Annotated in this window: 15 protein-coding genes; 9 read left to right on the top strand and 6 right to left on the bottom strand. The window is 66.6% G+C overall.

Features of this window, described 5'->3' with window-relative positions; all coding sequences use genetic code 11:
- Positions 1 to 153: 153 nt before the first annotated feature.
- Positions 154 to 1,113, bottom strand: coding sequence for an Mrp/NBP35 family ATP-binding protein (locus tag KV697_RS16180; protein WP_219019064.1), 960 nt, complete (start codon positions 1,111 to 1,113; stop codon positions 154 to 156).
- A gap of 71 nt (positions 1,114 to 1,184) precedes the next feature.
- On the opposite strand from KV697_RS16180, the gene hflK reads away from it, so the two are divergent.
- From hflK to KV697_RS16155, 5 genes are all read left to right on the top strand, one after another.
- A complete protein-coding gene (gene hflK / locus KV697_RS16175; RefSeq protein ID WP_219021448.1) occupies positions 1,185 to 2,333 on the top strand; it encodes a protease modulator HflK in 1,149 nt (382 codons plus the stop codon).
- Complete coding sequence (hflC, locus tag KV697_RS16170) at positions 2,330 to 3,196, top strand: protease modulator HflC (RefSeq protein ID WP_219019063.1); 867 nt, start codon at positions 2,330 to 2,332, stop codon at positions 3,194 to 3,196. The genes hflK and hflC overlap by 4 nt, the downstream gene beginning before the upstream one ends.
- Before the next feature lie 106 nt (positions 3,197 to 3,302).
- On the top strand, positions 3,303 to 4,832 hold the full coding sequence (locus tag KV697_RS16165; RefSeq protein WP_219019062.1) for a Do family serine endopeptidase: 1,530 nt from the start codon (positions 3,303 to 3,305) through the stop codon (positions 4,830 to 4,832).
- Positions 4,833 to 4,934: 102 nt separating this feature from the next.
- Positions 4,935 to 6,545 carry a helicase HerA-like domain-containing protein gene (locus tag KV697_RS16160; RefSeq protein WP_219019061.1) on the top strand — a complete coding sequence of 537 codons (1,611 nt, stop codon included), beginning with the start codon at positions 4,935 to 4,937 and terminating at the stop codon, positions 6,543 to 6,545.
- Positions 6,546 to 6,913: 368 nt separating this feature from the next.
- On the top strand, positions 6,914 to 8,890 hold the full coding sequence (locus KV697_RS16155) for an OPT family oligopeptide transporter (RefSeq protein ID WP_219019060.1): 1,977 nt from the start codon (positions 6,914 to 6,916) through the stop codon (positions 8,888 to 8,890).
- Positions 8,891 to 9,076: 186 nt separating this feature from the next.
- On the opposite strand, the gene KV697_RS16150 is transcribed toward KV697_RS16155, so the two are convergent.
- The 5 genes from KV697_RS16150 to queF all read right to left on the bottom strand — a co-directional run bounded on the left by KV697_RS16150 (position 9,077) and on the right by queF (position 15,612).
- Positions 9,077 to 10,360: a glycoside hydrolase family 130 protein gene (locus KV697_RS16150; RefSeq protein ID WP_219019059.1), complete on the bottom strand. Its 1,284-nt coding sequence runs from the start codon at positions 10,358 to 10,360 to the stop codon at positions 9,077 to 9,079.
- Positions 10,361 to 10,422: 62 nt separating this feature from the next.
- Positions 10,423 to 12,693 carry a glycosyltransferase family 4 protein gene (locus tag KV697_RS16145; protein ID WP_219019058.1) on the bottom strand — a complete coding sequence of 757 codons (2,271 nt, stop codon included), beginning with the start codon at positions 12,691 to 12,693 and terminating at the stop codon, positions 10,423 to 10,425.
- 474 nt (positions 12,694 to 13,167) lie between these two features.
- The gene (locus KV697_RS16140) at positions 13,168 to 14,049 is read right to left on the bottom strand and encodes a SurA N-terminal domain-containing protein (RefSeq protein ID WP_219019057.1); all 882 of its coding nucleotides are present in this window, start codon (positions 14,047 to 14,049) and stop codon (positions 13,168 to 13,170) included.
- A 215-nt stretch (positions 14,050 to 14,264) separates the two neighbouring features.
- Entirely contained in the window at positions 14,265 to 15,032 is a 768-nt protein-coding gene (locus KV697_RS20185) for a PEPxxWA-CTERM sorting domain-containing protein (protein ID WP_257575378.1), read from the bottom strand.
- Positions 15,033 to 15,171: 139 nt separating this feature from the next.
- On the bottom strand, positions 15,172 to 15,612 hold the full coding sequence (queF, locus tag KV697_RS16130) for a preQ(1) synthase (RefSeq protein ID WP_007403692.1): 441 nt from the start codon (positions 15,610 to 15,612) through the stop codon (positions 15,172 to 15,174).
- A 21-nt stretch (positions 15,613 to 15,633) separates the two neighbouring features.
- Between queF and KV697_RS16125 the strand changes: the two genes are divergently transcribed.
- The 4 genes from KV697_RS16125 (at position 15,634) to KV697_RS16110 (ending at position 20,801) form a co-directional block, all read left to right on the top strand.
- The gene (locus KV697_RS16125; protein ID WP_219019056.1) at positions 15,634 to 17,172 is read left to right on the top strand and encodes a cryptochrome/photolyase family protein; all 1,539 of its coding nucleotides are present in this window, start codon (positions 15,634 to 15,636) and stop codon (positions 17,170 to 17,172) included.
- Between the two features lie 293 nt (positions 17,173 to 17,465).
- Positions 17,466 to 18,311, top strand: coding sequence for a sulfurtransferase (locus KV697_RS16120; protein ID WP_219019055.1), 846 nt, complete (start codon positions 17,466 to 17,468; stop codon positions 18,309 to 18,311).
- Between the two features lie 4 nt (positions 18,312 to 18,315).
- On the top strand, positions 18,316 to 19,512 hold the full coding sequence (metC, locus tag KV697_RS16115; RefSeq protein WP_219019054.1) for a cystathionine beta-lyase: 1,197 nt from the start codon (positions 18,316 to 18,318) through the stop codon (positions 19,510 to 19,512).
- Positions 19,509 to 20,801 carry a mechanosensitive ion channel family protein gene (locus KV697_RS16110; RefSeq protein ID WP_219019053.1) on the top strand — a complete coding sequence of 431 codons (1,293 nt, stop codon included), beginning with the start codon at positions 19,509 to 19,511 and terminating at the stop codon, positions 20,799 to 20,801. Before metC ends, KV697_RS16110 begins: the two co-directional genes overlap by 4 nt.
- Positions 20,802 to 20,901: the final 100 nt, after the last annotated feature.

The raw sequence follows: 20,901 nt of genomic DNA, 5'->3' as shown, positions 1-20,901 counted from the left end.
GCCGCCGGTTTCAGCGTGCGTTTGAAAACTCGCTGAAGGCGAGTTTTGGGGCGGCACCGGCACGCTCCCCCACCCGACCTCCCACAGAGTATCCTTGATGGGAGGTCGGGTGGGGGAGCGGGCCGGTGCGGCAAAACGTGCCAAAGCACGTTTTCAAACAGACCCCTGACCGTCCAGCCAGTTCGCGACCTGCACGGCCAGCGGGGCGAAGACCGTATCGTCCTCGCTCGCCGCCGGGGGCTGGCCCGCGTCGGAGGCGGTGCGAATCGCGATGGTCAGCGGCACCCGGCCCAGGAACGGGATGCCCAGCTCGGTCGCCGCCGCCTCCGCCCCGCCCGATCCGAACGGGTCCGAAATGCCGCCGCAATGCGGACAGCAATAGCCCGCCATATTCTCGACCAGGCCGATGATCGGCACCCCCGCCTTGGTAAACAGGTCGATCGCCCGCCGCGCGTCGATCAGCGCCAGATCCTGCGGCGTCGAGACGATCACCGCCCCCGCCGGGCGATGCTTCTGCACCATGGTCAGCTGCACGTCGCCGGTGCCGGGCGGCAGGTCGAGGACGAGAAGCTCGGTCGCACCCCAGTCGCCGTCGACCAGCTGGCTGAGCGCGCCCGCCGCCATCGGCCCGCGCCATGCGATCGCCTTGTCCGGCTCGACCAGCTGGCCCATCGACAGCAGCGACACGCCGTGAGGCGTCGGTACGGGTTGCAGCTTGCCGTCCTGCGCGACGGGCTTCACGCCTTCGGCGGCCATCAGGCGGGGCTGGGAAGGGCCATAGATATCGGCATCGACAAGACCCGTCTTGCGGCCAGCCCGCGCCAGCGCGATGGCGAGATTGGCCGACAGGGTGGACTTGCCCACCCCGCCCTTGCCGCTGGCGACCGCGATGATGCGACGCTCCCGCTTCTCGGCGGTCAGGACGACGCGGACATCCTCGGCGCCCGACTGGATCGCAGCGGCCTTCACCTCTTCCTCCAGCGCCTGGCGGCCCGCGCCATCCAGCCCGGTGGTGTCGAGCACGACCCCCGCCCGCGCGCCCTCCATCCGCACATTCGCGCGCTTGCCCGCCACCGCGGCGACCGCCGCCTTTACCGTCTCGATGATGCTCATGGCGGCCAGATAGGACGCGATGCGCGGCTTGGCACTGTTTTTGTCGGCGAACCGTTCCTATAACGATGACTATGAGAAAGCTGACGGGCCGGTTTCAACGCCCCCCCATCCTAGCCGCCAACACGCCAAAAGGCCCCTGGGGCGGGTCTGGCGAGGATCCCGACAACGGTCCCCGCAACCCTTGGGCGGTTCCGCCGGGCGGCCGCAAGGCACCGGGCAAGCCCACCGCGCTGGATGAATTCATCCGCAAGGCGCGCGGCTCGGGCGGCGGCGGCCCCGGTGAGGGTCCGGGCGGATCGGGCGGCGGCTTCGGCGGTCTTCCCGGCGCGCCGGGCGGGCGTACGCTCTGGGCGATCGGTGCCGCGATCCTGATCGTCATCTGGCTGCTGTACACCTCGATCCATCCGATCGGGCCGCAGCAGCGCGGCGTCGTCACCTATTTCGGTCGCTATACCGGCATCCTGGAGCCGGGCATCCAGATCACCGCCCCCTCCCCCATCGCCAGCGTCCGCGTGCTGGACGTGCAGAAGATCCGTACCGAGAATTTCCCGGAAGGGTCGGGCGAGAATCTGGTCCTGACCAATGACCAGAACATCATCGACCTGACCTATTCGGTCCGCTGGGACATCGCCAATCCGCGCGACTACGCCTTCCGTCTGGCGCAGCCCCAGACGACGGTGCGCGCAGCCGCCGAGAGCGCGATGCGCGCGGTGATCGCCGACACCTCGCTCGACCAGGCGCTGGGTTCGGGGCGTACCGGCATCGAACAGCGCGTGCAGGAGATGACCCAGTCGATCCTGAACGAATATCGCGCGGGCGTGCGGATTCAGGGCGTGGCGATCAAGCAGGCCGCCCCGCCGCAGCAGATCGTCGACGACTTCAACAAGGTGACGGTGGCGCAGCAGCGCGCGGTCGCCGACGTGAACCAGGCGCGCTCCTATGCGCAGCAGGTCGTGGCCCGTGCGCAGGGCGAGGCGGCGCAGTTCGACAAGGTGTACGAACAATATCACCTGGCCCCCGAAGTGACCCGCCGCCGCATGTATTACGAGACCATGGAGGCCGTGCTGGCCAAGTCGGACAAGACCATCGTCGAGACGCCGGGCGTCGTGCCCTATCTGCCGCTGTCCAAGGGGCAGGCCAGGCCGCTGCCGCCCGAGATCACCGCGACGGCACCGGCGACGCCGCCTGCCGCCGGTGCCGCGCAGGGAGGTGGCCAGTGAACGGCCTGAACGCACGCAACCCGATCGTGCTGGGCGTCGCCTTGCTGATCGCGGTCATCATCGCCGCCTCGACCTTCTCGATCGTGCCTGAGACCAAGCAGGCGGTGATCTATCGGTTCGAGCAACCGCGCCGGGTGGTCAACGGCTATCGGCCGGGCGAACAGCTGGGCGATAGCGGCGCTGGGCTGATCGCGCGCATTCCCTTCGTCGACCGGATCGTCTGGGTCGACAAGCGCGTGCTCGACCTCGACCTGGAAAAGACCCAGGTGCTGTCGACCGACCAGCTGCGCATGAACGTCGACGCCTTTGCCCGCTTCCGCGTGATCGATCCACGTCGGATGCTGGCGACGGCGGGCAGCGTGGACGGCGTCATCAACCAGCTTCGCCCGATCTTCGGCTCGGCGCTGCGCAACGAACTGGGCAAGCGGCGTTCGTCCGAACTGCTCAGCCCCGAGCGCGGTCAGGTGATGGACGCGATCCAGGTCCGGCTCGACCGGATCGCGCGCCAGTACGGCGTCCAGATCGTCGACGTCCGCATCAAGGAAGCCGAACTGCCCGAGGGCACGCCGCTCGACAGCGCGCTCGCCCGGATGCGGACCGCCCGCCAGCAGGAGGCGATCACCATCGCCGCGCAAGGCCAGAAGCAGGCGCAGATCGTTCGCGCCGATGCCGATGCCCAGGCCGCGCAAATCTATGCCCAGGCGTTCGGCAAGGACCCGGGCTTCTATGATTTCTACCGCGCCATGCAGTCCTATCGCCATACCTTCGGCGCGGACGGCAACAATCAGGAACGAGGGACGACCCAGATCATTCTGTCGCCCGAGAACAGCTATCTGAAGGAATTCACCGCGCCGGGCCGATAGGTGGAGATTCCACCTTTCCGCTCGTTCATATTCAAGCGTCGTTCAGCCAAACCGTGGCAAATAGGTCACGGTCAAACTGAATTTTCTTTGAGAGGACCCTAGCCCAGTGCGCTACGCCTACGCCATTACCAGTGCGCTCCTCCTCGGTGGTGCGACCGCGACCCTGGCCCTTCAGCCCGGAACCGCCCAGGTCGCGCAGAACGAACCCGGCGCGATCCAGGCGGTCGCCCCGCGTGCCGGCGCGCCGATGAGCTTTGCCGACATGGTCGCCAAGCTCCAGCCCGCCGTCGTCAACATCTCGACCAAGCAGTCGATCACCACCAAACAGCCTGCCAATCCGTTCGCCGGTACGCCGTTCGAGGGCTTTTTCGGCCAGTTCGGCGGTCAGGCCGGGCCGCAGCCGCAAAAGCGTGAGGGCATGTCGCTGGGCTCGGGCTTCCTGATCTCGCCCGACGGCTATATCGTCACCAACAACCACGTCATCGCGCCGGGCGCGGCGGGCGCGTCGGTCGATTCGATCACCGTGACGCTGAACGACCGCAAGGAATATACCGCCAAGGTCGTCGGCCGCGACGAGACCTCCGACCTCGCGGTCCTGAAGATCGACGGCAAGAACCTGCCCTTCGTCCGCTTCGGCGACTCGTCGCGCGCGCGGCCGGGTGACTGGGTGCTGGCGATCGGCCAGCCCTTCGGCCTGTCGAGCACCGTGACCGCCGGCATCGTCTCGGCCGTGCACCGCGTCACCGGCCAGGGTGGTGCGAATGACCGCTTCATCCAGACCGACGCCGCGATCAACCAGGGCAACTCGGGCGGCCCGATGTTCGACATGAATGGCAACGTCATCGGCATCAACAGCCAGATCTATTCGCAGTCGGGCGGCAATATCGGCATCGGCTTCGCCATCCCGGCCGAAGACGCCAAGCCGATCATCGACCGCCTGATGAAGGGCCAGAAGATTGAGCGCGGCTATCTGGGCGTGCAGATCGGCGGCCCGGTCACCGACGATGTCGCCGCCTCGCTGGGCGTGCCCAAGGGGCAGGGCGAGATCATCGCCAAGGTCGAGCCCAACGGCCCCGCCGCCAAGGCCGGCCTGAAGGCGTTCGACGTCGTGACCAAGGTCAACGGCCAGTCGGTCACGCCCGAGCAGACCCTGTCCTATCTGATCGCGAACGTGCCGCCGGGCGGCCGCGTCAATCTGGAAGTGCTGCGCGGCGGCAAGCCGGTGTCGCTGACCGCGACCGCCGCGACCCGGCCATCGAACGAGGAACTGCGCTCGACCATGGGCGATGGCTCCGACGCCTTCCCCGACGAGGACGACGATGCCCAGACCACACCGACGCCCGGTGGCGGCTTGGGTCTGGCGGTGCAGCCGCTGACTCCGGCGATCGCGCGCGCGATCAACGTCGATCCGTCGACGCAGGGTGTGGTCGTCGCGGCGGTCGATCCGTCGAGCGATGCGGCGTCCAAGCTGAAGCGTGGCGATGTCGTCACCGCCGTCAATGGCACGCCGATCCGCAGCGCCGCCGACCTTCAGCAGGTCGTAGCCGCCGCCAAGTCCGCGGGCCGTCCGCAGGTGCTGGCGCAGATCACCCGCGGCAAGATCGCCGGTGCGCTGATCCCGCTGCGGATCAAGTAACCCGTCCTCCTTTACGGGCCGAGACAAAAAGGCCGTCGCATCCCAAGGATGCGGCGGCCTTTTGCTATTCCCGTCCCCGTTCACGGCGATACAATGCGCGCCATGGACGGCATCTTCATCGGCATGGGTGGCGGCAAGCCACAGGCGATCGACCTCAAGCGCGCGAACAGGCACGGCCTGATCGCGGGTGCGACCGGCACGGGCAAGACGGTGACGCTGCAAACCATGGTCGAGGGATTTTCCCGCGCGGGCGTGCCCAGCTTCGTCGCCGACGTGAAGGGCGACCTGTCGGGGCTGGGCCTTGCCGGATCGGCGATGGGCAAAACGCATGCCGCCTTCACCGCGCGCGCCGCCGAGCTGGGCATGACCGACTGGGCCTATGAGGCCGCGCCGGTACAGTTCTGGGACCTTTTCGGCACCCAGGGGCATCCCGTTCGCGCCACCGTGTCGGAGATGGGGCCGCTGCTGCTCGCGCGGATGATGGGCCTGAACGAGACGCAGGAGGGCGTGCTGACCATCGCCTTCCACGTTGCGGACAAGGAAGGCTTGCTCCTCCTCGACCTGGACGACCTCCAGGCGATGCTCGCCGAATGCGCGGCACGGGCGGACGAGCTGACCACCACCTATGGCAATGTCTCCAAACAGTCGGTCGGTGCGATCCAGCGCGCGCTGCTCCAGTTGCGAACGCAAGGGGGCGAGCATTTCTTCGGCGAACCGGCGCTGGAGCTGTCCGACCTGATCGCGGTCGATGACTCGGGACGCGGCGTAGTCAATATTCTCGCCGCCGATCAGTTGATGGCCAGCCCCAAGCTCTACGCCACTTTCCTACTGTGGCTGCTGTCCGAACTGTTCGAGCAGCTTCCCGAGATCGGCGACCCCGACAAGCCCAAGCTGGTTTTCTTCTTCGACGAGGCGCATCTGCTGTTCGACGAGGCTGCGCCCGCGCTGGTCGACACGATCGAGCGCGTCGTGCGGCTGATCCGGTCCAAGGGCGTCGGCGTCTATTTCATCACCCAGAACCCGATCGACGTGCCCGACAAGATCGCCGGACAGCTGGGCAACCGCGTACAGCACGCGCTGCGCGCCTTCACGCCGCGCGATCAGGCGGCGGTGCGCTCGGCAGCGGAAACGTTCCGCGCCAATCCCGGCGTCGATGTCACCACCGCCATCACCGAGTTGAAGGTCGGCGAGGCGCTGGTCTCGCTGCTCCAGCCCGACGGTTCGCCCTCGCCCGTCGAGCGTACCCTGATCGCCCCGCCGCGCAGCCGGGTCGGCCCCGCAACGCCCGACGAGCGCAAGATACTGGTCGAAACCGACGCGGTCGGTGCGAAATACGATCAGGCAGTCGACCGCGAATCGGCCGAGGAACTGCTCGCCGCCAAGACCCAGGAAGCCGCCGCTGCCGCCGCCGAAGCCAAGGCGGCGACCGAGGCCGACAAGCAGGCGGCGCAACAGGCGAAGGCGGATGCGAAGGCAGCCAAGGACGCCGAACGCGCCCGCATCGCCGAACAGCGGGCGGCGGCCAACTCCCCCTGGGCCAAGATGGCGAGCAGCGCGGCGCGCTCGGCCAGTTCCTCGATCGGGCGACAGGTGGCCAACGAGATCGGCAAGCAGGTGTTCGGCGGCGGCTCGCGGCGGCGGTCGACCAATGCGGGCGGCGGGATCGTCGGCGCGGTGGTACGCGGGGTCTTGGGAAATTTGTTCCGGGGGTAGCCTTCTCCATGGCCAATGCCGCCAATCCCAACCTCCGTTCCGCCTGAGCGAAGTCGAAGGCCACGGGAATCCATTCACCCCAAGCCCCACCCCGGCGAAGGCCGGGGGCCAGATCCGATAAAGCTCGTGGTGCGCGAACCGTTGCGGGGGAGGCGAAGATGTCGCGCCTTCGATGGCCCATGCAAGTGGACCCCGGCCTTCGCCGGGGCGGGGCCTTTGGCGGTGGAATCGCGTAGCCTTCGACTTCGCCCAGGCTGAACGGCGGTTGGGGAGGAATATTTCTCCTTCCGCTCCCGCCGGACCAAGCCGAAGCTCCCTCACACACGAAACGCTAGGCGAGCGCCGCGCCTTCTGCCACATCTGCGCGCATGAGCCGTACTCCCACTGCCGCCCGCCCCGTTGCCGAACTGACCCTTCGCGGCATCGCGTTGGGCGGGATCATCACCCTGTTGTTCACCGCCGCGAACGTCTATCTCGGCCTCAAGGTCGGGCTGACCTTCGCCACCTCGATCCCGGCGGCGGTCATATCGATGGCCATCCTGCGTTATCTGCCGAACAGCTCGGTGCTGGAGAACAATATCGTCCAGACGGTCGCCTCGGCGGCGGGGACGCTGGCGGCGATCATCTTCGTGCTACCGGGCCTCGTCATGATCGGCTGGTGGCAGGGTTTTCCCTATTGGCTGACCGCCGGAATTACGGCCACGGGCGGCATTCTCGGCGTCATGTTCTCGGTGCCATTGCGCCGCGCCCTCGTCGTCGACACCGACCTGCCCTATCCGGAGGGCCGCGCCGCCGCCGAAGTGCTGAAGGTCGGCGCAGGCAGTCGCGAGGGCGAGGCGGAGAGCGCGACTGGCCTGCGGCTGATCGTCGTCAACGCCGTCGCCTCGGCCGCGTTCGCGATCCTGACCCAGACCAAGCTGGCGGTGGCTGAGGCAAGCGTCTGGTTCCGCACCGGCGCGGGCGCGACCGGGATTTCGGGTGGGCTGTCCTTCGCGCTGATTGGGGTGGGGCATCTGGTCGGCCTGTCGGTCGGCGTCGCGATGCTGGCGGGGATCGCGATCGGATGGTGGGTGGCACTGCCCATTCTGACCGCCATGGCCCCCTCGACCGGACCGGTCGCCGATTGGGCGGGCGGCATCTTCAGCCGCGACGTGCGTTTCCTGGGCGCGGGCGTGATCGGGGTGGCGGCGATCTGGACATTGTTGAAGATCATCGGGCCGGTCGTCGGCGGCATCCGCTCCTCGCTAGCTGCTTCCTCGGCACGGCGCGACGGCGCAGTGCTGGCGATCGGCGAGCGCGACCTGCCGATCGGCATCGTCGCGGCCGTGGCACTGGCGACTTTGGTCCCGATTGCGGGCCTCCTATGGTCGGTGATCGCGGGCGGGCCGCTCGCCGCGTCGGGCTTCGCGCTGATCGGCGGCGCGCTGCTATTCATCCTGCTCATCGGCCTCGTGATCGCCGCCGTCTGCGGGTATATGGCGGGTCTGATCGGGGCCTCGAACAGCCCGGTGTCGGGCATAGGCATCCTTTCGGTCCTGGCCGCAGCGCTGCTCCTCGTCGGCCTGTTCGGGCGCGGCACATCCCCCGAGACCACGCAGGCGCTGGTCGCCTATGCGCTGATCGTCACCGGCGTCGTGTTCGGCGTCGCGACCATCTCCAACGACAATCTCCAGGACCTGAAGACCGGCGAGCTGGTCGGTGCGACGCCGTGGAAGCAGCAGGTGGCGCTGGTCATCGGCGTCGTCTTCGGCAGCCTGGTGATCCCGCCCGTTCTCGACCTGCTCAACGCGACGCTGGGCTTTGCGGGCACACCGGGGGCTGGCCCCAACGCGCTGTCCGCACCGCAGGCCGCGCTGATCTCGGCGCTGGCCAAGGGCGTGCTGGGCGGTGATCTCAACTGGGGCATGATCGGGATCGGCGCACTGGTCGGCGTCGGGGTGATCGTGATGGATGAGGTGCTGGGCAAGCTCGGCTGGTTGCGCCTGCCGCCGCTGGGCGTGGGGCTGGGCATCTACCTGCCCATGTCGGCCACGCTGCCGGTCGTGGTCGGCGCCACCATCGGCCATGCCTATGACCGCTGGGCCAAGCGCAGCGCGAACCCCGAAGCCGCCGAGCGGTTAGGCGTGTTGGCCGCGACCGGTCTGATCGTCGGCGAGAGCCTGTGGGGCGTCGGCTTTGCGGGGATCGTCTATCTGACCAATTCCGACGCGCCGCTGGCACTGGTCGGAGAGGGTTTTGCCACTCCGGCGCTGGTCGGGGGGACGATCCTGTTCCTCGGAATCGTGGCGGCGCTGTATCGCTACACGCGCCGTCAGGTCGTCAGCCTGCCGCCAGCGGCGCGCTGATCCTACGGGAGCCGACTATCATTCCTCCCCTGCAAGGGGAGGTGGCAGGCCGAAGGTCTGACGGAGGAGTGTCCCGCTATCGAGAGGGGGACACCCCTCCACCATGCTTCGCATGGTCCCCCTCCCCTTACAGGGGAGGAATAAAGAGGGTCGATGGCGCGGTATCCCTACCAACGCCCCCGGTCATCACATCGCGGCAAGAAGCTCGCTGATCTTCACGAACGCAAAGCCGATCGAGCTGTCCGCGATGCCGTAAGGCAGGAACAGCGAGTCGCCGTGCCGGATCGCGCCGCAGGAATAGACGACGTTGGGCACATAGCCCTCGCGGTCCTGATCCTTGGCGGCCAGGATCGGCTGCTTCGTCCGGCCGAGCACCTTGGACGGATCGTTCTTGTCGAGCAGCGCCGCGCCGATCGAATATTTGCGCATCGCGCCGACGCCGTGAGTCAGCAGCAGCCAACCCTCGTCCGTCTCGATGGGCGGACCGCAATTGCCGATCTGCACCAGCTCCCACGGATAGACGGGGGTCAGGATCTTTTCGCCCTCGTCCCAGTGTGTCAGCGAGTCGGACTTGAGCAGGAACAGGTTTTCGCCGTCCTGCCGCCCGATCATCATATATTGGCCAGCGACCTTGCGCGGGAATAGCGCCATGCCCTTGTTGCGCGCCGCCGCGCCTGTCATCGGCACCAGATCGAACGCGCGGAAGTCGCGGGTGCGCATCAGTTCGGACTGGATGCCCGAGCCGTCATAGGCGGTGTAGGTGCCGATCCACTCGACTGCGCCGTCGTCATGCGTGAACTGGACGATCCGCATGTCCTCCAGCCCCTTGGACTGGGCCTGAGTGATCGGGAAGATGACGGTGCCCGACAGCGTCGAGTCGCGGTGGCGATGCACCGTGATCGGGCCACTCGGCACGTCTTCCTCACCCCAGCCATGCACGTCGGTCGCGGTCGCGAAGGGCGGCTCGGGCGCGAGGCGAAGCTGGTTCTGATCGTTGATGATGCCTTCGCGGAAGGCGACCGAGGAGATATGCCCCTCACCCACCGAGCGCATCGACATCAGGATGCGCTGCGACCCCGGCTGGATGCCGGTCTGGTCGAAATGCGGCACTGCCGACGGGTTCATCAGCGCGGCGGCGGCATAGCTGTATTCGTGGCAGAAATAGGCGCCGATCAGCTGGCGCTTCTCATCGCCGATCTTCGACCCGTCGAGCTTCAGCAGATCCTCGATCTGGTCGTAGCGGGTCATGAAGACGCGCCGCGTCTGCCAGTGCCGCGCCTCGAAATCCTTCAGCACGGTTTCCAGCTGGTCGCGGGCTTCCTGCGGCGACATGGCCAGAACCTCGCCCACCAGCCGCTCGGTGCGGCTGGGCGGTGCACCGTTGCCGCCGCCCCAGGCAATATGGAACGGCCGCACGACGACGCGCGAAGGATCGGCATGAAGCCGCAGCCGGTGGTTGAACAAATCCATCGCGCTACCGTCTCGCCACTTTACCCAAAACGCTCATCACATCCCCCAAACATGACAGCATGTCAGGCAATGTGACGTTCGGCTCCTGCCATGGATGACGCGGAATGGCAAAGCCTGGCTATCGCGCAATTGGCGAGTTGAAGTGCCAGAATCGACTCGGCACCCTGGTTGCGGTTGAGGCCGGTCGGCATCAGCCCGTCGAAACAGCCGCCGTCCTGCGCCGTCGCCAGCGGCAGGTCGAGGTCGTTGGCGCCCAGGAACCAGCCATAGGCCCGCTCGCCCTCGGCGATCCAGCGCGGGTCGCGGGTGGCGGCATAAGCCGACTGGCACGCCTCGACCGTCGCCTGCGCCTCCAGCGGCTGCTGGTCGAACTGCAACGGCTCGGCATAGGGACGGCCGAAGCTCTCGCTGCCGACCGCGCGGAAACGGCCCTCGGGCGAGGTCTGCTTCCCAACGATCCATTCCAGCGTCGAAATGCCGCAATCGATCAGCTCCTGCCGACCCAGCGACCGCCCCGCCTCGATCAGGGCCTGCGGCACGCGGGCATTGTCATAGGCGAGCACGATCTCGAACCATTGCCACTCGGGCCGCCGTGCTTCTTCCAGCAGGGCGAGATGCAGCGGGGGCAGCTTTTCCAGAATGGCGCGCGCCAGTTGGTGCCCCGGCCGTGCCTCCAGCATCGCCGCCGCGCCCAGCATCGCAAAGGCCTGCGCGCGCAGCGATCCCAGGTCGAGCGCCAGCGAGGCGGTGGCGTCGAACCACATCTGCGCCCAATCGCGATGCTTGGCCATCTGCGCGTCGCGCGCGGTCACGCCCAGCGCCCAGAGGGTCCGGCCATTGGAATCCTCCGACCCGACATCCTCGCACCAGCTGCGGTCGAAACGCATGAAGTTGCGATAGCGCCGCGCTTCCGGGTTCCAGGCATATTGCAGGAACGAGGCGTAAATGGTCGTCCACTTATCGCGCGTGACGGGATCGATGTCCGGCGCCTGCGTCATGAAGATCAGCGCACGGGCATTATCGTCGATACAATAGCCATGGCGACGATCGGGGATCGAGTAGATGGCATGCTGCAACATGCCGGTCGAGTCGCTCATTCGCTCGACGGCGGCGATGTCGGCCTGGAGCGGCTTGATGCTGGTCTGATGCGAACCGGCGATCCGGCGGGGACGCGCGGTGATCGCCGCCGCCATCTGCTCCACCGCCGCCTCGGCCAGACGCGGCCAGATCATGGTGCGGCCCCGCGCATAGGCCCGCTGCGACAGGCGATTGCGCGCCGCTTCGTCGGACAGCAGCCGGTCGATCTCGCGGGCAAAGGCGCTTGCGTCGCAGAAGTCGACCAGGACGCCGTGATCGTCGCCCAGAATCTCGACCGCATGGACATAAGGCGTGGAGATCACCGCCTTGCCGACGCCCACCGCATAGGACAGCGTGCCGCTCGTGATCTGGGCGGGGTTGGTATAGGGCGTCGCATAGATATCGGCCGCCTGGAGATATTCGATCAGCTCGTCATGCTCGACGAACGCGTCGACAAAGGCGACATTGTCGGCGACGCCGCGCGCCTCGGCTAGCGCCTTCAGCCGGTCGCGATAGGCCTCACCCTCATGCGCGATCAGGTTCGGATGCGTCGCGCCCAGCACGACATAGAGAAGTTCGGGGTGATGCGCGGCGACGGCGGGCAGCGCCTCGATGATCGTCTCGATCCCCTTGTTCGGGGCGAGCAGGCCGAAGGTGAAGACCACCTTGCGTCCTTCCCATCCAAAACGCGCCTTGAGCGAATCGGGGTTGATGAGGTCGCGGTCCGGCACGCCATGCGGAATCATCGCAATCTGGCGCGGATCGGCGCCATAGACGCGCTGGAGAATGTCGCGCCCCTTGTCGGCCATGACGATGATCCGGGCGCAGCGGCGCAGCAGCCCTTCCATCACGCGGCGCTCGTCGGCCGAGGGCTTTTCGAGGACGGTGTGCAGCGTCGCGATCACGGGCAGCGTGGTACGGTCGAGCAGCGCCAGCAGATGCTCGCCCGCGGCCCCGCCATAGATGCCATATTCGTGCTGAACCCAGATGGCCTGCGCGCCGCTCGCCTCGATCCGGCGCGCCATGTCGATATAGGCGCCGCGCTCATGCTGCGGGATGGCGGCGGTCACCGCCGGGGGATAGGCATAGCGGCCGGGATGGTCGTCCATCGCATAGACATCGACCGCCAGTTCGGGGAACCGGTTGCGCAGCGCGGAATAGACGTCGGTGGTGAAGGTCGCGAGTCCGCATTGACGTGGCAGGAAATTGCCGATCAGCGCCAGTCGTTCGATCACGGTTCCGTTCGCATCCACCATATCGCATGTCCTTGCAGGCGCGAGGGAAGCGGCAGTTCCGCAATTCCCCTCGCGATACGGTTAACCCGCAAGGCGCGACGAAGGTTGCAAAGCGTATTACATATTTGCTGCACCGCAAACGCTTGCCGCGCCCAGATGACGCTACGGCAGGCTCGATTGCACGGGTCAGTTATTCCTCCCTTGCAAGGATTCCGCGGCGAAAGTCGGCACGTCGCCTGATAACATGTACCACCCCGGCGAAGGCCGCGGTCCGGTTGGGCAGCAATCGGAGGAACTTACAATCGTCCCGCAACTGGATCCCGGCTTTCGCCGGGATGGTGGATAGGGAGTTCGTAGAGGACTCCTGTCCGGAGAGAACGGCCAAGCTGCGGACCTGACGGAGGGGCGTCACGGTCGGCGAGGATCGACGACCCAACCACGAGGAACCCCCTCGACCATGCAGCATGGTCTTATGCAGAAGGGGCGAGGAAACGCTTAGCGTTGTGCGCCCGACTTCACAGGCACCTGCCCCGCCGCATCGCTGACGGCCTTGCTATCCGCCGCCGGTTTGCCAGCGGGCTTGAATCCTGCCTCGTACGAGATGCTGGCCTTCTGACGCTGGTCCTTCAGCGTCTTGCCGAGCGCATCGGCGATCGCCTTGCGCCGCAGGATCTCCGCCGCCAGCCCGCGTGCCGGTTCGCCGGTCGTCGGCGCCGCCATGCGCTGGATGATCGCGTTGGCGGTATAGCCGTCCTTATAGGGCAGCAGGATGGGATCGCCGAACGCCTGCTTGGCGACCTGCGCCGCGACGGCCGGGTCGAGATAGGCCGAGTCGATCAGGACATGATCGCGGGTAAAGGGCGTGGCATTGCGGGTCAGCTCGTCGGCCAGCGCGTCCAGCGTGGTGAACCGGCCGAGCGCCAGCAGCGCGTCGGTGGTGGCGGGCTTGGCGAAGCGGATCTGGTCGACATAGAATTTCTGCCGCTGCGCGAATTCATAAGGGCGCGCGGCGATATAGGCATCGACCGCCTGGACATTGGGCACCGGCACGGTGTTGGCCAGCTTCTGCGCCAGCATCTGGATGAGCAGCTTCTGCTCCTCCCGTTCGCGCTGGGCGGCGAATTCGGGAGTCTTGTCGAGGCCCATCTTCTGCGCCGCCTGCGCCAGCAGGGTGCGGTCGACGATCTGGGGCAATACCGCCTTGCGATAGGCGAGACGATCGACGCCCGACGGCGCGTCGGCCAGTTCGGCGTCCAGCGCCTGCGTGGTGATCGCCTGTCCGTCGACCTTGGCGGCGACCTGCCCCTCGGGCTTGGACTGGCATCCCGACAAGGCCAGCACGGCGAGGGGGACAGCGCTCCAGGACAGATTCTTCACGCGAAACACTCCATGACCAGAAACCGCGTCTGCCCGGCAGGCAGATGGCGGCTCAACCAATCATGCGTTCCTGCGGCCAAAGCGGTTGCGATATTCTTATCCCGATGTCGATCGGCCTAAAAAATCGATGATCCCAACGAAAAACCGGCCGCCCATAAGGCGACCGGTCTTTCGTATCAGGCAAGGCGCGCGAGAAGCGCCCCCAGCCCAAAAGGTCAGGCGATGGCAGCGGCCGGTGCACCCTGACGGCGGCGCACGGCATAACCCGCCAGCGCCAGGCCCAGCAGCATCATCGCCCAGGTCGCCGGCTCGGGCACCGACACCGGCTTCGACGCCGCGCCATAGGCATTGCCGTTGGTATAGGCCGCGGTCCAGGTCGCATTACCGGTGGTCGGGTCGATCGTGTAGATCGCATTGTCCTTCACGCCGAACAGCGTATCGGCCGTCGAAGCCAGGCCATAAATGCCCGCCGCCCCACCGATCAGCTGGCTCGCCCCGGTCAGCGGATTGACCATCGCCAGCCCCGCGTCGCTGGCGAGATAGAGCTGCCCCTTGAAGAAGGCCAGATCGCCCGACGATTGCTGACCCGTGGCGCCGATCAGGCTGGCCTGACCCGTGCTGGTGTTCAGCTTGTAGAGATTGTTGTCGCCCGACCCGTACAAAATGCCGTCCGAGCCGAAGACGAGGCCGTTGACGAACTTACCCAGCGAGCCGAGCGCGGTCGCGACGCCGGTCGTCGACAGCTTGTACAGCGTTCCGCCATCAACGCCGAACAGATCGCCACCGGCGTTCATCGCGATGTCGAACAGGGTCGGGCAACCGCTCTTGGCGAGCACCGTGCTGGCCTTGGTCGTCGTGTCGTAGGACACGAGGCCGCCATTCGAGTCGTTGATGATGATGGTGCCCGCGCTCGCCGCGCTGGCGGTGCCCAGACCGACCACCGTGGCCGTCACCATCGTGATGTACTTGATGATCTTGCGCATCATCCGTTCCCTTTCGCATCCCGATGATGCGTTCCTTATCACGGCACATAAATCGCGATACGGATGGCTTCAATAACGAGCTTTGTTCCACATCGGGATGAAGCAAGGGTTAAACGGATGCTGCCCGCCGGCCGGAGGATCAGCCCCGGCCGCGATAGCCCGCCACGCCCTGGTCGGGCAGCCACAGGTCGGCGGGCGGCGCGGAGGACTGCCAGAACACGTCGATCGGGATGCCGCCGCGCGGATACCAGTATCCGCCGATGCGCAGCCACACCGGCTTCATTTCCTCGAACAGACGCTCGCCGATGCCGACGGTGCAATCCTCGTGGAAACCGGCATGGTTGCGGAAACTGCCCAGGAACAGCTTCAGCGACTTCGACTCGACGATCGTCTCGCCGGGCACATAGTCGATGACGAGGTGCGCGAAGTCGGGCTGTCCGGTGACGGGGCACAGCGAGGTGAACTCGGGTGCCGCGAACCGGATCAGATAGGTGCGCCCCGGACGGGGGTTGGGAACATAATCGAGCACCGCCTCTTCCGGGGAAGCGGGCAGCGCGCTGGTCTGGCCGAGATGCTTCATGAAAGGCCATGTAGGACAGCCATGCCCAAAGCGCCAACGCTGATCCCGATTCTGGGCGATCAACTGTCGATGAATCTATCGTCGCTGGAGGGCGCCGACCCGAAACGCACCGTCTTGTTGATGATGGAGGTGGACGACGAGACGGGTTACGTCCGCCACCACAAGGCCAAGATCGCCTATATCCTGTCCGCCATGCGCCACCATGCAGAGGCCTTAAGGAAGGCGGGCTGGACGGTCGATTACGTCAAGCTGGACGACCCCGACAATGCGGGCAGCTTCACCGGCGAGGTGGCGCGCGCGGTCGAGCGGCACGATCCGACACGGATCGTCGTGACGCAAGCGGGCGAATGGCGCGTGGCGGGAATGCTGGAAGCATGGGAGACGATGTTCGGCATCCCCGTCGACATCCGCCCCGACACCCGCTTCATCGCCAGCCAGGCCGAGTTTGAGGATTGGGCGAAGGACCGCAAGGAACTCCGCATGGAGTTCTTCTACCGACAGATGCGCCGCAAGACCGGCCTGCTGATGAAGGGTGACAAGCCCGAGGGCGGCAGGTGGAATTACGACGCCGACAATCGCAAGCCCGCGCCCAAGAAGGACACGCCGCCCGAACCGCTGACGTTCGCACCGGACAAGATCACCCGCGACGTGCTGAAGCTGGTCGCCGCCCGCTTCGACAACCATCCCGGCTCGCTCGACGGCTTCGCCTACGCCACGACCGCCGAGGAGGCGCAGAAGCAGGCCGAGGCGTTCATGGCGCATGGCCTGCCCAAGTTCGGCGACTATCAGGACGCGATGCTGACCGGCCAGCACCAGCTCTGGCACTCGGTCCTGTCGCCCTATATCAATTCGGGGCTGCTCGACCCGCTCGACCTCTGCCGGATGGCGGAGGGGGAATATGAAGACGGCAACGCCAGCCTCAATTCGGTCGAGGGCTATATCCGCCAGATCATCGGCTGGCGCGAATATGTGCGCGGGCTCTACTGGCATGTCGGGCCGAATTATGCGGAGCGCAACTTCCTGCGCGCGCATCGGAAATTGCCCGGCTTCTACTGGACCGGCGAGACCGACATGCACTGCATGGCCGAAGCGCTGGGCCAGACGCTCGACACCGCGCATGCCCATCATATCCAGAGGTTGATGGTGACCGGCAATTACGCCGCCCTGATCGGTGCCGACCCGGCGGAGGTGCATCGCTGGTATCTGGAAATCTATATCGACGCCTATGAATGGGTCGAGCTGCCCAATGTCGTCGGCATGAGCCAGTTCGCCGATGGCGGCATCATCGCGTCCAAGCCCTATGTGTCGTCGGGGGCCTATATCAACCGCATGTCGGATTATTGCGGGTCCTGCCGCTACGACGTGAAGCAGCGGGTCGGCGAGGACGCCTGCCCGTTCAACGCGCTCTATTGGGACTTCCTCGCGCGGCACGAAGAGCGGTTCGAGGGGAATGTGCGGATGGCGATGGCGTATCGGAACTGGAACCGGATGGCGGAGGCGGACCGGAAGGCGGTGCGGGCGCAGGCAGCGGGGTATTTGGAAGGGTTGGATCGGGGATAGTGATTCCCTTGGCCTTCGACTTCGCTCAGGCTGAACGGATGTTGTGGAAGACCCCATACCCCCACCTCCGTTCAGCCTGAGCGAAGTCGAAGGCCACGCCCCACCCTCACCTCTAGCCGCTCCTTCCCGCAGGCGGGAGGGGATGGGGGAGGGAATGGAGTCTCACAGAGACCAACGCCCGCGGCCCTTGCCCCTCCACAACCCCTCCCCCTGCCGGGAGAGGGGCTTCGCTTGGCTTGCGACCCCGCCCCCAACGCGCCTAGGTACGGACCCACCGACCGAGGAGCCCAAAGATGCCGCCACTCATCACCCCGGAAGAGCTCGCCGCCATCGCAGGCGAGGCGGACGTGCGCATCCTCGACGTCACCTATTTCCTCGACGACCCGGACGGCACCAAGGCCCGACGCGGATTCGAGGATGGGCATATCCCCGGCGCCCGCTTCCTGCCGATGGGCGCGCTCGCCGACCCCGACAGCGACCTGCCGATGACGCTGCCCCCGGCCGAGCATTTCGCTCATGCACTGAGCGAGGCGGGGATCAGCCATGCCGACCGTATCGTCCTGTACGACCGTTCCCCGCTGCATAGCGCCGCGCGGGTCTGGTGGCTGCTCAGCCTGTTCGGTGCGTCATCAGTGGCGCTGCTCGACGGCGGGCTGGAGGCTTGGGCAGCGGCGGGGCATCCCGTCACGATCGGCCCGGCGGGCGCACCCGAAGCCCCCGGCCTGTTCCTCGCGCAAGCCGACCTGGCCCGCGTGCGCAGCCTTCGTGAAGTCCGCACTCATGTCGAGGCGGGTGACGCACAGATCGTCGATGCCCGCTCCCCCGGCCGCTTCGCCGGGGCCGAGCCCGAACCGCGCCCCGGTGTCGAGCCCGGCCATATCCCCGGCGCACTGAACCTGCCCTATTCGCAGCTGTTCGAGGCCGATGGCCGCTGGAAATCCCCGGACGCCATCGCGGCCGAATTCGCCGCCGCCGGGGTCGACCCCACTAAACCGATGGTCGCCACCTGTGGCTCCGGCATCACCGCCTGCGTCCTCGCCTTCGGGGCGGAGCGGATCGGCGGGCTGATGCCGGTCTATGACGGCAGCTGGACCGAATGGGGCTCCGACCCCAGCACCCCCAAAGCGAAAGACGCTTGAAACAATGACCGACGACGACCTGCCCATCAAGCCCGCCACCCGTCTGGTCCAGGCGGGCCGCCGCGCGGAATGGACCAAGGGCGTGGTCAACGTCCCCGTCTGGCGCGGCTCGACCGTGCTCTACGATAATGTCGCGCATATGCGCGCCACCGGTGCGGGCGATCTGCACGAGAAGCTGTTCTACGGCCGCAAGGGCCTGCCGACCCAGTGGTCGCTGGCCGATGCGCTGACCAGCCTGGAGCCAGGGGCCGAGGCGACCTTCCTCTACCCCTCGGGCGTGGCGGCGATCGCGGCGGCGCTGCTGTCGGTGCTGTCGCCGGGCGACGAATTGCTGCTGGTCGACAGCGCCTATGACCCGACGCGCGGACTGGCGACCGGACTGCTGGCGCGGATGGGGATCACGACGCGCTTCTACGATCCGCTGGTCGGCGCGGGCATCGCCGAGCTGATCGGCCCGGCGACGAGGGCCATCTTCCTCGAAAGCCCCGGTTCGCTGACGTTCGAGGTGCAGGATATTCCCGCCATCGTCGCCGCCGCCAAGGCGCATGGGATCACGACCATCCTCGACAACACCTGGGCGACGCCGCTGTTCTTCCCGGCGATCGCGAAGGGCGTCGACCTGACGGTGCTGGCCTGCACCAAGTACATCGTCGGCCATTCGGACGCGATGCTGGGGTCGGTGACGGCCGCGCCGTCGCACTGGGCGGCGCTTCGCGACACGAGTTTCCAGCTGGGTCAGGTCGCCAGCCCCGACGACGCCTATCTGGGCAGCCGGGGACTTCGCACCATGGGCGTCCGCCTCGCCCAGCATCAGACCAGCGCGCTGGCCATCGCCAAGTGGCTCGCCGAACAGCCGGGCGTGGCACAGGTGCTCCACCCCGCCCTCCCCTCCTGCCCCGGCCATGAGGTCTTCGCGCGCGACTTCCTCGGGTCGAGCGGACTGTTCGCCTTCGTGCTCGACGGCGGCAACGACGCCGCGCGCACCGTGATGCTCGATGGGCTTGTCCATTTCGGCCTTGGCTTCAGCTGGGGCGGGTATGAGAGCCTCGCCATCCCCGCCGACCCGCATCGCTATCGCAGCGTGACCAAGCGCGAATTCGCCGGGCCGCTGATCCGGCTCCAGATCGGGCTGGAGGATACGGACGACCTGATCGCGGATCTCGACCGGGGGCTTGCCCGCTTTCGAGCCGCGCGCGGATGACCCTGTTCGAATGGCTTCAGGCGAGCGGTATCGAACTGCCGACCCGCGCCGAGGCCATGGAGGCGGCGGTCGCCTCGGTCCTGACGCTCGCCATGCTGGCGGGCGGGGTGGTCGCGGGGCGCAAGCTCGGCCCGCCCATCGCCGCCATGGTGCAGCGTTTCGCCATAGCCCAGGGCGAGACGCTGCACGCCCGCATCTGCGCGATCACCCGCCACGGGGCCGCCGCCTTCCTGCTGATGACCTTGGGCGCGATCTGGCCGTGGGAGTCGCTGGCGGGCGTGCCGATCGGGCTGGCGCTGGGCGCGTCGGTGGCGCGGGCGGGGTTCCAGCTCTTGCGTGGACTGAACCTGCCGCGCTGGCTGGCCTGGGTCTTTGCCATCGTATGCTTCGTGGCGTTGTTCAGCCGCGAGATCGGCGGACTGGAGCCGGTCAGCCGCTTGGCCGAGCAGATCGGCTTTACCGTGGGGTCGCGGCGATTCTCGGTCATGCTGCTGGTAACGATGCTGGTCACGGTGGTCGCGATCCTGGCCGTCACCCGCGCCGTCACGCGGATCACCGAGCAGTGGATCGGCCATGCGCGCGGGCTGGACCCGACGCAGAAGCTGCTGGCTCAGAAACTCGCCAGCATCGGCATCGTCGTCATCGCCTTCTTCTTCGCGATGGATTTGTTGGAGATCGACCTGACCAGCCTCGCGCTGTTCTCGGGCGGTTTCGGCCTGGCGATCGGTTTCGGGCTTCAAAAGACGATCGGCAATCTGATCGCCGGGATCATCCTGTTGATGGACCGCTCGATCAAGCCGGGCGACGTCATCGCACTCCAGAATGAAATCGGCTGGGTGAACAAGATCGGCGTGCGTGCCGTCTCGATCATCACGCGCGACGGCAAGGAGCATCTGATTCCCAATGAGAATCTGATGACGCAGGAGGTGGAGAACTGGTCCTATTCCGACCGCAACGTCCGTGTCCGCATCCCCGTGTCGATCGCGTACGACAACGACCTGAAACTGGCCCAGGAATTGATGCTGCGCGCCGCGCGCGAATCACCGCGCGTGCTGAAAAGCCCCAAGCCGACCGTCTGGCTGATGAGCTTCGGCGATTATGCGCTCCAGCACGAAATCCTGGCCTGGATCAGCGACCCGGAAAGCGGCGTCGGCAATGTCCGCTCCGACGTGCTCAACCGCCTGTGGTTCCTCTTCAAGGAGCATGGCATCGGCCTGCCCTATCCCCAGCGCGACATCCATATCCGCTCGCTGCCGACGGGGATGCGGCATGAGAATCTCGACGCTTGATCTGTGTTGTTTGCGCAACATCGCGTCATCCGAGCATCAGTCCGCGTTCGATTATACTTGTGCAGCGCATCATGGCCTGCCAATCTTTCATGACTTGCTA

This window comes from Sphingomonas sanguinis, assembly GCF_019297835.1.
GTDB lineage: Bacteria > Pseudomonadota > Alphaproteobacteria > Sphingomonadales > Sphingomonadaceae > Sphingomonas > Sphingomonas sanguinis_D.
Note: the sequence above shows the minus strand (reverse complement) of the source record. Positions and strands in the feature narration are given on the sequence as shown.

Bases quoted from the DNA above. Each gene is read 5' to 3' on its own strand.
- KV697_RS16180 (WP_219019064.1), bottom strand. From the start codon at position 1,113: ATGAGCATCATCGAGACGGTAAAGGCGGCGGTCGCCGCGGTGGCGGGC.
- hflK (WP_219021448.1), top strand. From the start codon at position 1,185: ATGAGAAAGCTGACGGGCCGGTTTCAACGCCCCCCCATCCTAGCCGCC.
- KV697_RS16160 (WP_219019061.1), top strand. From the start codon at position 4,935: ATGGACGGCATCTTCATCGGCATGGGTGGCGGCAAGCCACAGGCGATC.
- KV697_RS16155 (WP_219019060.1), top strand. From the start codon at position 6,914: ATGAGCCGTACTCCCACTGCCGCCCGCCCCGTTGCCGAACTGACCCTT.
- KV697_RS16150 (WP_219019059.1), bottom strand. From the start codon at position 10,360: ATGGATTTGTTCAACCACCGGCTGCGGCTTCATGCCGATCCTTCGCGC.
- KV697_RS16145 (WP_219019058.1), bottom strand. From the start codon at position 12,693: ATGGTGGATGCGAACGGAACCGTGATCGAACGACTGGCGCTGATCGGC.
- KV697_RS20185 (WP_257575378.1), bottom strand. From the start codon at position 15,032: ATGCGCAAGATCATCAAGTACATCACGATGGTGACGGCCACGGTGGTC.
- queF (WP_007403692.1), bottom strand. From the start codon at position 15,612: ATGAAGCATCTCGGCCAGACCAGCGCGCTGCCCGCTTCCCCGGAAGAG.
- KV697_RS16125 (WP_219019056.1), top strand. From the start codon at position 15,634: ATGCCCAAAGCGCCAACGCTGATCCCGATTCTGGGCGATCAACTGTCG.
- KV697_RS16120 (WP_219019055.1), top strand. From the start codon at position 17,466: ATGCCGCCACTCATCACCCCGGAAGAGCTCGCCGCCATCGCAGGCGAG.
- metC (WP_219019054.1), top strand. From the start codon at position 18,316: ATGACCGACGACGACCTGCCCATCAAGCCCGCCACCCGTCTGGTCCAG.
- KV697_RS16110 (WP_219019053.1), top strand. From the start codon at position 19,509: ATGACCCTGTTCGAATGGCTTCAGGCGAGCGGTATCGAACTGCCGACC.